This is a genomic window from Cupriavidus laharis (assembly GCF_914271435.1).
Taxonomy (GTDB): domain Bacteria; phylum Pseudomonadota; class Gammaproteobacteria; order Burkholderiales; family Burkholderiaceae; genus Cupriavidus; species Cupriavidus laharis.
The window spans coordinates 41,569-52,678 of record NZ_CAJZAI010000024.1; the positions used below are offsets into that span (position 1 = coordinate 41,569).

The following is an 11,110-nucleotide window of genomic DNA, read 5'->3' on the forward strand; positions in this document are numbered from 1 at the left end:
CGTTCGAAGATCACGCATTATCCGCCAGGCTGTGCGTGCCTGCTGACACACATGCTTGCTGCCCCTGGCAAAGAGTCCACTGCGTCAGAGAAAGCGCACCCGATCAGTTTCAGGCCGGCCGGCAGTGCCTCCCCGAAGACCCGTCCCTCGTCGGCTGCATCAAGCTCGACAGCTTCGCGCACCATGGCAATCCAGCTCTGCGGCGCGTTGGCCGCTTCGAGCCGGTGCACAACGGCCGCTCGCACCTCGTCAGGCAGGTCACGCGTGCGGTCGCCGGTCATGCGTGCGATCTGCGTCGCGGCAAAGGCGGCCGGCTCGACCTTCTTCCAGTCGAGCGCAAGGATGGCGTCCACCCATGGCGTGGCGACCTCGGCCGGCACGACGCCGTGCGCGCTGCCATAGAACGGCCGGCGCGCGCCGATTCGTCCCACGGCCCACCAGCTCTGGTTGTTCTCGGAGGGTTTGCGCAGGCGCTTCAGCAACCATTCGGCAACCTCGATCTTTCGCTCGGCGGAGATGTTTTCCAGCGACCCGGCCAGCCGCACCATGTCGGCGTACCCGGACCGCGTGGGGCCAGCGGGCTTCTTGTAGTGGGCGCTGCCGGGAGGCTGGAGATAGAACGCCATATCGTCCAGCAGGCGCAACTGCGCGCTTTCATCGAGGCCGCCGGCCGCGCGGCGCCACAGCGTCCACCATTCGGACCAGTTCTGGTTCTCGTTGACGTACTGGATGCCTTGGTCATACAGCGACCAGAGCTGCTCGACGCGCCATGCGTCCAGCGGATAGCCGAAGCCCGGACGCACGCAGTAGCCGGCCAGATTCAGCCAGAGGCGTTCATGGTCGGCCGTGCGGCGGCGGCGCTTGGCACGCTCCCAGAATGCAGCGAACAGCTCGCGCAGCAGCGCGCTGTCCCACTGCTCGCGCGGCCCCAGCAATTGTTCCAGTTGCGCGCGCAGCCGCTTGACCTCCTTGGGATCGACGCCTTGCGCGCGCGCACCGAAGGTGCGGTCGATCGTCTCGATGGCTTGCGGCAGGCGCGGATGCAGCGTTTCCGTCGTGGGCGCCGGGGCTGGCGCTTCATTGCCCCGGAGCTGGAATTCGAGCCGCCAGCGTTGCGAGGCATCCGCAATCTCGTGGCAGTGCACTTCCAGCGTGCCGACCTCGGTCAGCGACGTCGTGATCTGTACCGGCGTTTCCTTGGGCCCGCTGGCACCGCGTGGCTGCACGACGGTGGCGATCGGCGGCAGGCGAACGAAGTCCGCGCCCGCGAGATCGGCCAGCTCGCCGGGCTGGTAGGCCGTGTCGGCCACTGACGAGACTAGGTGGAACTGCACCGGATGCCCCAGCCGCAAGGCGAAGGTACGGTCCTTGAGGTGGATTTCCTGCCCTTCCTCGGTGCCGCGCGGCAGCAGGCAGATGCCTTGCTGCCCCGACGCTGCGTCATCGAGCACGAGGAAGTAGCTGCGCGCAGAACCGCCGCCGATGCGTGGTGCCTGTCCCGTTCGCGCACGCGCATAGGCCACCGCTCCGCGCGCCACGGCGACATCGGGGTCGGCGTTGTGCAGGACGTTCAGCGGCGATCCGCGCCAGGTGCCCAGGGTGTCGGCGATGCGGTCCGCCAGCGCCTCGGCCCGGAACACGCCGCCGTTGAGCAGCAGCGTGTCGGGCATCGGCAAGGCATCGTCCTGTGCCTGTGGAATGTCCAGCGCCGTGCGCGACTGTGCGGCGTGCTGGCCCAGGAAGGCCGCGACATGACGGGTGACGGCCGGGTCCGACGCATACGGCAGGCCGAATTCGACGATGGCGCCCCGCGCGCGTCCGGGACGCTCGTCTGATGAGACCTTGGGGAAGAAGCCATCGACGACGAGCTGTTCGACTTCCTGCCGCGTCACTTCCACCGAACGCGCACCGCCGATCAGCCGGGCGCCGGCGCCCAGCAACGTGACCGTGACCGCGTCCGGCGCCTGCGCGCCGAGCATCTGTTCCTTGGCGGCACGGCAGCGCGCGACCAGCTGGGACAGGCCCGATGCCGACAAGCGCGTCTGCGCGGGGCCAAGGCGCGCCTCGACCACGTGCGCCAGGGCCAGATCCATGTTGTCGCCGCCGAGCATCAGGTGGTTGCCCACGCCGATCCGCGTCAGCTGCGGCTGCCCGTCCTGCATGTCCACGCGGATCAGCGTCAGGTCGGTGGTGCCGCCGCCCACGTCGCAGATCAGCACGAGCCGGGTTTGCGCAAGGTCCGTGTCCAGGGTCTGGCGATGATGGAACAGCCAGTCGTAGAGCGCGGCCTGCGGTTCCTCGAGCAGGCGCAGCGCGGGCAGGCCGGCCATGCGCGCAGCCTCCAGCGTCAACGCGCGCGCGCCCTCGTCGAACGACGCGGGCACGGTCAGCACTACGTCTTGGTCTTCGAGCCTTGCATCAGGAAAGTGGTGGTTCCACGCCGCGGCAACGTAGCCCAGGTAGCTGGCGCTGGCGGCGACCGGCGAGATCTTGCCGACTTCCTCGTCCGCGCCCCAGGGCAGGATGGGCGCAGTGCGGTCGACTGCCGTATGCGACAGCCAGCTCTTGGCGCTGGCCACGAGCCTGCCCGGCACCTGCGCACCGAGCGTGGCCGCCAGGCGGCCGAACACGGTGCGGCGCGCGGCGGCGCTTGCCGCCGATTGCCACGGCAGTTGCAGGTCGTCGCCGCTGATTTCGCCCGGCGCCGCGTGGTAGCGAACCGAGGGCAGCAGGGGGCGCGCAGCGACTTCGCCGAGGCCCACGAGCTGGTCGATTTCGAAGACGCGGATGTCGTCCGATCCTGTCTCCGCATAGGCGACCACTGTATTGCTGGTGCCGAGGTCAATGCCGACGGTGTACCGCTTCATCGCTTCGTTGCTTGTTCGCGGCTGGTGGTCAGGCTTGCGCGCCGCCACGCACATCGAATTCGACCTTCCATCGCTCGTTGCTGCCACGCGGTACGGCTTCGAGTTCGAGCGTGCCCGCTTCGGTCACGCGTGCGTGCAGCCTGACCGGCACGACTTCGCCCGGCGTGCGTCCGTCGGCCGGCAGGGTGGCCTGGATTTCCTCGAGTTCGTGCAGTTCCTCAGGGCCCCAGAAGTCGAGCAGCGTGCCGACCTGGTCCTGGCGTCGCACCGACGAGCCGAAGAAGCGGAAATGCACGGGCTCACCGACCACCAGGCCGAGTTCCTGCGGCGGCAGTTCGGTTTCGGTGCCTTCTTCCATCCCGAACGGCGCCAGGCACAGCGCCTGGATCGGCGGTTCGAAGCCCGGCACGGCGGGCATCGACGATTCCACGGCGATGTAATACGACCGCGCGGTGCCGCCGCGGATGCGCACGCCCTTGCCGCGCCGCACATAGCCGTAGTATGCGGCGCCGCGGGCCACCGCCAGGTCGAGCTCGGCGCCGCCGAGCAGGCGTGCCGGCGCCGCGCCTTCCGCGGCGAGCCAGCCGTTCAGGGTCTGCAGGATACGGTCCGCCAGCAGGCCGGACTTGAAGACGCCGCCATTGAACAGAACCGCGGTCGGGTGCAGGAAGGTCGCGGCTTCAGGCTGCGTACCCTGGAGGCCTTCCAGATCGGCAAGCGCGCCGACCTGGCGGCCCAGGAAGGCGGCCAGGTGCCGCGTGACCGCGGCATCCTGCGCATAGGGCAGGCCGAGCTGCGTCAGGCCGACGCGCGCGCGGCTTACCGGGCGGGCCGACGCATCGACCTGCGGGAAGAAGCCTTCCAGGATGATCTGGGTCAGCTCGGTGCGGGTCAGGTCCGTGCGGATCGATCCGCCGATCAGCTTGGAACCGCGGCTCGGCACGACCAGCGGCACCGAATCGGTCGTCGGGTCGGTGAGCAGCGTTTCCTTGGCCGCGCGGCAGGCATAGGTCAGTGCGCGCAGTTGCCACGGGTCGGCCTGTGTACCCTGTGCCGCGAGCTTGCGCGCCACCACGTGGGCCAGCGCCAGGTCCATGTTGTCGCCGCCGAGCAGGATATGCTCGCCCACGGCCACGCGGTGCAGTTCCAGGTTGCCGTCGCGCTCGATCACCGCGATCAGCGACAGGTCGGTGGTGCCGCCGCCAACGTCCACGACGAGGATGATGTCGCCGACCTTCACCTGCTTGCGCCACTGGCCGCCGCTCTTCTCGATCCAGCTATAAAGTGCGGCCTGCGGTTCTTCGAGCAGGGTCATGCGCGCGTAGCCCGCAGCGGCGGCGGCCTCTGCCGTCAGTTCGCGCGCGGCGGGGTCGAACGAAGCCGGAATGGTCACCGTCACATCCTGTTCGGCGAACGGTGCGTCGGGGTGAGCCTGGTCCCACGCCTCGCGCAGGTGCGTGAGATAGCGCACCGAAGCCTCGAGCGGAGAGACGCGCGGCACTTCGGGCGGCGCATCGTTGGGCAGGATGGCGGCGCGGCGGTCCACGCCGGGGTGGCACAGCCAGCTTTTCGCGCTCGATACCAGGCGGATCGGCGTGCCGGCGCCGCGGCTGCGGGCCAGTTCGCCCACGGCGAATTCGCGTGTGGCGTTCCACGGCAGCGCCAGGTCGCCCGGGGCCAGTTCGCTCGCGTGCGGCAGGTAGAGGAAGGAGGGCAGGAGGTCCCGTGCTTCCGTCGCGCCCGGGCCGGTGAGCTGCGGGATGGCCAGGACGCGCTGGCTGGTCTTTTCGCCGTCGCTGCCGGCCAGGTCGACGTAGGACAGGGCACTGTGCGTGGTGCCCAGGTCGATGCCAATGGAATAGCGCGCTTCGCTCATAGCTCCACCTCGGCAGGGGCGATGACGGTGGCGTCATGGCGTTCGGCCAGGCGCGGCAGCCGCACTTCCTCGGCTTTCCAGCCGCGATGGCTGAGGCTGCCGTGGAACGGTGCGCTGCCGACCACGTTGCCCGTCAGGCGAACGGCAGTGGCATCGAAGCCGTCCGCCAGCGTGACGCGGCTGCCCTCGGCTTCGTCGCGCACCGGCCGGATCGTGAAATGCTCACGCAGGACGGCACGGCAGCCATCGTGCACCAGGCGCGCGGCTGCGCCGATCTCGGTATCGGTATAGCCGGCAATGTCTTCCTCGACGAAGTCGATGAATCGCGCATCGCGCTGGAGCAGCCCCAGCAGCTGCAACGCCGCCACCGGACTCGCTTCCTTCAGCGCGGACGCCGGTGCTGGCGCAGCCGGAGCCGGGGCCGGCACGGGAGTCGCCACCGGCGCCGAGGCAGCGGCAGGGAATCCGCCAGTGCGCAGGCGCCGTACGTTGGCGGCGAGTTCGCCGTTACCGAGGATGGCGAAGAAAGTGCCCACGGCAAGCGAGATCCTGCCGAGGAAAGAGATGTTTGAGTCAGTCATGGGAAAAACTCCTGTGTGCTCTGTTTGAAGAACGAGCTGTCCTATGGCTGCGGCAAGTACCGGATGAGACATGCAGACCGGTGCATCGGAAAGTCGCTCTGCGATATGACGTATGCGCCACGAATGGCTCTTCGGGTATTCCAGCCGGAATTTTGCACCAACCAATATGTCAGCAGGCCATTTCGCGGCGCACTGGCCACGTGCGCGTGCAAGCGATGGCGGCGGAACATGTGAAAACCGGCAGCCCAAGGGCTGCCGGCAGTCTTTGTCATCCCGGGCGGGCGCACCTCGCTGGCCGCAAGGCGTCCGCCGGGGTGCCGGTCACGCGTCCCGCAGATACGTAATCAGCTGGTCGGCCCGGCTCGGGTGGCGCAGCTTGCGCATGGCCTTGCTTTCGATCTGGCGGATCCGCTCACGCGTCACATCGAACTGCTTGCCGACTTCCTCCAGCGTGTAGTCGGTCGCCATATCGATGCCGAAGCGCATGCGCAGCACCTTGGCCTCGCGCGGCGTGAGTTCGTCGAGCATTTCACGCACGACCTCGCGCAGGCTGGCCTGCAGCGCGGCGTCGGCCGGCGTCGCGGTGTCCGAATCGGCAATCATGTCGCCGAGGCTGGTGTCGCCGTCTTCGCCCACCGGCGTTTCCATCGAGACCGGCTCCCGGGCGATCTTCATGATCGCGCGGATCTTTTCCTCAGGCATGTCCATGCGCTCGGCAAGCACGGCCGGATCGGGTTCCTTGCCGGTCTGCTGCATGAGCTCGCGCGACAGGCGGTTGAGCTTGTTGATCTGCTCGATCATATGGACCGGGACGCGGATGGTGCGGGCCTGGTCGGCAATGGCACGGGTGACGGCCTGGCGGACCCACCAGGTGGCGTACGTGGAGAATTTCCACCCGCGGCGGTACTCGAACTTGTCCACGGCCTTCATCAGGCCGATGTTGCCTTCCTGGATCAGGTCCAGGAACTGCAGGCCGCGGTTCGTGTACTTCTTGGCGATCGAGATCACCAGGCGCAGGTTGGCCTGCGTCATCTCGTGCTTGGCCTGGCGCATCTGCCGCTCGGCGGCCAGCATCTTGCGGTTCACCGCCTTCAGCTCGGCCAGCGGCAGGACTGCGCGGGCCTGGATGTCGATCAGCTTCTGCTGATGGGCTTCCAGGTCGGGCAGTGCGCGCGACACGGCAGCGCTGTACGGGCGCGATTCGGCGGCAAGGTCGCGGCCCCAGTTCAGGTTGGTTTCATTGCCGGGGAAGCGTGCGATGACGTCCTCGCGCTCCATCCCGCAACGATCGACCAGCAACTGGACCACCTGGCGCTCGACCGAGCGCACATCGTCGACCATGGCCTGGACGTCGGCGCACAGGCGTTCGATGGTTTTCGCGGTGAAGCGGATCGTGCGCAGTTCCTCGCGCACCGTGTCCCTGGCAGTCGCGAATCCTTCCGAGCCGGCACCGTTGGCGGCATTCTCCTGCTGCATGCGCTCGAACTGCTCGGCAACGCGCGCAAAGCGCTTCAGGCATTCGTCACGCAGCTTGGCGAGGTCGGCTTCGGCGCTCTGCTGCGTCGAGCCTTCGTCGGCATCGTCGTCTTCCGCGTCGCCATCGTCTTCATCCGCGGTGTCAGCGCTGTCGTCGGCGGTGTCGTCAGCGCTTGCGGGCACGGCGGCGTCGGCGCCGCTTTCGTCGGTCAGGCCATCGACCAGGTCGTCGATGCCCATCTCATTGCTGGCAACGCGGCCGGACAGTTCGAGGATGGTCGCAATCGTGGACGGGCAGGCCGAGATGGCCTGCACCATATTGTTCAGGCCTTCTTCGATCCGCTTGGCGAGCTCGACTTCTTCCTTGCGCGTGAGCAGCGTGGCGGAGCTCATCTCGCGCATGTACATGCGCACCGGATCGGTGGTCCGGCCGAACTCGGAGTCCACGGTCGCAAGCGCTACCTCGGCTTCTTCATCGGCCTGGTCGTCGGAAGCCACCACTGCGTTGTCGCTGAGCAGAAGCGTCTCGGCATCGGGCGTCTGTTCGAAGATCTTCACGCCCATCTCGGCGAACGTGGTGACGATGCTTTCCATCGCCGCCGTGTCGGTGAAGTTCTCTTGCAGATGGTCGCTGATATCCGCGTGGGTCAGATACCCACGTTGCCTGCCCAGCTGGATCAGGGCACGCAATTGCTGGCTGCGCGCGTTGGCTTCGTCCGGCGACATGGATTCCGCCGAGCCGCCAAGGCCTTTGACTGTACCTGCTTCGCGGCCTTTGGCAGCCGTTCGTTGTGGACCGCTCGTCATCTACTGCTGTTTCCTTCGTGAATCGCGTTTTGATTGCAGCGTGCGCTCATTGCGTGCGTTTTCTGGCCTGCTGTCAAGGCATCGGACTGGCATTGGGTATGGCGATGAGCCGAATTCGGACCATCTGGCCCGTTGAGCAGGGGGCGCATATTCTACAGTATTTGTTGCATCGCAGCATATCGGGGCGTGGACACCCGGGGCCGAGCCCGGTGGCCCGGCAGCAACCCGATCGTTCACGACCTGTTTGCGCCCCATTCGCCGGCCGCATGAACAACACGGGCGGTGAGCCCGGCAGTCATTGCGGCGCCAATCAGGTCCCCGAAGCGCGGACGGCCCCCGAATACAGCCTCACCCGATACCTCGGGACTCGCTGCGGCAACCTCACAGTATACCGCTGGTCTGGATTCTCGGTAAGACAGTCGATGGATTCGCCACGTGACGCATCGCCAACGTGCAACGCCACGCAAGTCGCGGATTGGCCCCCGATTGGCCCATGTATACTCGGCGCTCAGCCCCCATCCCTGACGCCTGTATGCTTGCACCGCCGACATCTGCAGACGTACCGACCGCATCGCGGTCAATGGTGGGCACGGCGGCGTGCCGTGCCGCGGACGGGCTGCTGGACGGCGGCGAACTCGAGACGCTGCGCAAACGTGAGCGGCTGCTTGCGCTTGCGATTGCGGGCAGCGGCACGGGCATCTGGGACCGCAACGTCGCGACAGGCGAAATCCAGTATTCGAGCGGCTGGAAAGCCATGCTTGGCTATGCCGATTCGGAAGTATCCAACCGGATCGAGGACAGCTACCTGCGCCTTCATCCCGACGATCTCGAGTACGTCAAGGCGACGATGCAAGCCCACTTCGACGGCAAGAGCGACGCCTACGAGGTCGAACACCGGATCCGTTGCCGGGACGGCAGCTACAAATGGATCTGCAGCCGGGGCAAGGTCGTGGAACGGGACAGTTCGGGCCGGGCGTTGCGCATGGTCGGCACGACCACGGACATCACGTCGCTGCGCACCATGTCGGAGAGCCTGCGCGAGGCCGTCAGCCTGATCACGAACCTGACGAACGAAGTGCCCGGGCTGGTGTTCCAGTATCGCGCGCTGCCCGGCGGGCGTTCGTTCTTCTCTTACGCGAGCGCAGGCATCGGGGAGATCTACGAGCTGACTCCGGCCCAGGTGGCAGCCGATGCGTCGTGTATCGAAGCCCTGATTCATCCTGCCGATCTTGCCGCCTATCGAGCCTCGTTTAGCGCTTCGGCGGCCGAGCTCTCGCCCTGGCATCTAGAGTACCGCGTGCAATTGCCAATGCAGGGCCTGCGCTGGCGGCAGGGCGATGCCAGGCCGCAGCGCCTGCCGGATGGCAGCATCGTGTGGCACGGCTTCATCACGGATGTGACGGAGCGCAAGCGTATCGAAGCCGAGTTGCAGGAGCTCGCGACGATCGACAGCCTGACCGGATTGCCGAACCGGCGGCATTTCATGGCGCAGATCGAGGCGCGGCTGGCGAGCCTGCGGGGCGGCCGCAGCGCGGGTACGGCGCTCATGATGTGCGATCTCGACCATTTCAAGTCCATCAATGACCGCTGGGGGCACGGCGTCGGCGATAGCGCGCTGCGCCACTTCGGCAACATCCTGCGTGCACATTTGCGACCCGGCGATATGGCCGGACGCCTCGGTGGCGAAGAATTCGGGATTTTGCTCGATGGCGCCGACATGCGCGGCGCGATCGGCGTGGCCCGGCGGATCCAGCAGCGCGTTGCCGAGTACCCGCTGATGGAGCATGAGCAACGGATCGACATGACCGTCAGTATCGGCGTCGCGCTCATGAGCGCGGCCGACACGAATGCCGAGGCCCCTCTGTCGCGCAGTGACCTGGCGTTGTACCGTGCGAAGAAGGGCGGTCGCAACCGGATTGAATCCTGACGTGTTCAGGCCTGCTATCAACAGGGCAGCGTAACCTATCGTAGCCATGCGGAATGTGCACATATCCTTCCTGAATCGCCGGACGCAGGATACTTCGGTTCGGCTTCGGCGCAGCCTGGCCTGTCTGCTCACAGGCGTTCTTGCCGCAGCGGCTCAGTCCGCCTGGGCGGAGGAGCCTGCCGCGGAAGGCAGCGCGAACGCTTGTCGTGCCATATGGTTTCCGCATGGAGCGCGCGTACAGATGGAAGCCGACGGTACGATGCCGCTGTCGCGCCGAACCATACTGAAGCCGCCATTGGCGACGGAAGCAGGCTGCCAGGCCGACATCGAGATTCACTCCAAGACCGCGCTGGCCGCGTTGATGGGGCCGCCGGTCATCACAGAGCAGCAGCAACGCGTGTTGCTGCGGCCCGCGTCCAATGGGTCGCCTGCCAGCATCTCGGGCCACGCAACCGTGAATGCATGGGGGCGCTATGCGCGCCTTTACGGCACGACCACGATTGATGGTATTGGGTTGCTTGATTATCAGTATCGCGGACTGCCGCTGCGCGAGGGCGACGTGCTTCCCGGTGAGACCGTGGATGCCAGTGCGTCCTTCACCATCTTTTCCCGCGATTCCGGCGAAGAAGTGGGCAAGCTCGTCGCTCCGCACGCGACCGTCTCGGTGACGTCGCGCAGTGTCGGCAAGCGCCGGTTCATCCGGACCGCGCTGGGCCCCTCGGAATGCGTGCCAATCAAGTATGTCCGAATGACGTCCCTGGGGCCAATGGTCATTGCGGGCGAGCAGATCGTGACGAAGCCCACGCGGATGCACGTCACCGACTGGTATTGCCCGGCCGAAGCCATCGTCATGCGCCAGGACGTGTCAGAGGAGGGCAAGGTCCAGCACATTGAAACCACGGTGGTTGAGCCGTTGCCTGAAGGGGGCGGGCCAGATGCCCTGGCTGGCGATGGCGTCGATTCCTGACGGCGTTCGCATCTGAGTCACGCTATCCCGGCAGAAGGGCAGAGGGACACAATTTGTGCTTCCAAGGCATCTTATTGCCATTTTTAGAAAAAGACTTGCCAGTCAGGAGGTAACGCATTAATATTCGCACCCTTCTGCTGAAGCCTTCGCTGCAAAGCGGCGGGGGAAAAAGGCATTTGCAGGAATGAGCTGGCGGTAATAAGAGCTGCCAGGAAAAAGAAATTTCTCGAAACGCTTGATTAATCGCTGGAAGTTCTTTAAAGTCTCGTTTCTCCGCTGCTGACGCAGCGACGCGGCAAGCAAAGCAAACCGCGGCAAGTTCTTTAACAACCAAACAACCGATAAGTGTGGGCGCTTGATAACGGATGCGAAAGACTTCGGTCTTTTAGCTCAAAAGTTATCAGTGCTCGCACAGCAAAACGTGACTGGATTTTCGGATCTGGTCAGTCAGTTTTCTGAGAGTGAGCGACCGCTCGAAAGAGCGAGGTGCTTCGGCACCACACAGGTATTGAACTGAAGAGTTTGATCCTGGCTCAGATTGAACGCTGGCGGCATGCCTTACACATGCAAGTCGAACGGCAGCACGGGCTTCGGCCTGGTGGCGAGTGG

6 protein-coding genes and 1 rRNA gene are annotated in these 11,110 nt (G+C 65.9%); 3 read left to right on the top strand and 4 right to left on the bottom strand.

The window, feature by feature from the left end; translation table 11 throughout:
* Positions 1-17: 17 nt before the first annotated feature.
* The 4 genes from LDO29_RS26360 to rpoD all read right to left on the bottom strand — a co-directional run bounded on the left by LDO29_RS26360 (position 18) and on the right by rpoD (position 7,607).
* Positions 18-2,867: an Hsp70 family protein gene (locus LDO29_RS26360; RefSeq protein WP_224082681.1), complete on the bottom strand. Its 2,850-nt coding sequence runs from the start codon at positions 2,865-2,867 to the stop codon at positions 18-20.
* 28 nt (positions 2,868-2,895) lie between these two features.
* On the bottom strand, positions 2,896-4,743 hold the full coding sequence (locus tag LDO29_RS26365) for an Hsp70 family protein (RefSeq protein WP_224082682.1): 1,848 nt from the start codon (positions 4,741-4,743) through the stop codon (positions 2,896-2,898).
* Positions 4,740-5,324, bottom strand: a complete 585-nt coding sequence (locus LDO29_RS26370) for a DUF2760 domain-containing protein (protein ID WP_224082683.1) — start codon at positions 5,322-5,324, stop codon at positions 4,740-4,742. The genes LDO29_RS26365 and LDO29_RS26370 overlap by 4 nt, the downstream gene beginning before the upstream one ends.
* Before the next feature lie 321 nt (positions 5,325-5,645).
* Positions 5,646-7,607: an RNA polymerase sigma factor RpoD gene (rpoD, locus tag LDO29_RS26375; RefSeq protein WP_224082684.1), complete on the bottom strand. Its 1,962-nt coding sequence runs from the start codon at positions 7,605-7,607 to the stop codon at positions 5,646-5,648.
* Between the two features lie 580 nt (positions 7,608-8,187).
* Here rpoD and LDO29_RS26380 point away from each other — a divergent pair.
* From LDO29_RS26380 to LDO29_RS26390, 3 genes are all read left to right on the top strand, one after another.
* Positions 8,188-9,534 (top strand): sensor domain-containing diguanylate cyclase, encoded by a 1,347-nt coding sequence (locus LDO29_RS26380; protein WP_318035532.1) that lies wholly within the window; start codon positions 8,188-8,190, stop codon positions 9,532-9,534.
* 241 nt (positions 9,535-9,775) lie between these two features.
* Positions 9,776-10,501 (top strand): hypothetical protein, encoded by a 726-nt coding sequence (locus tag LDO29_RS26385; protein ID WP_224082686.1) that lies wholly within the window; start codon positions 9,776-9,778, stop codon positions 10,499-10,501.
* A 510-nt stretch (positions 10,502-11,011) separates the two neighbouring features.
* Positions 11,012-11,110 (top strand): 16S ribosomal RNA (locus tag LDO29_RS26390); the annotation flags it as partial.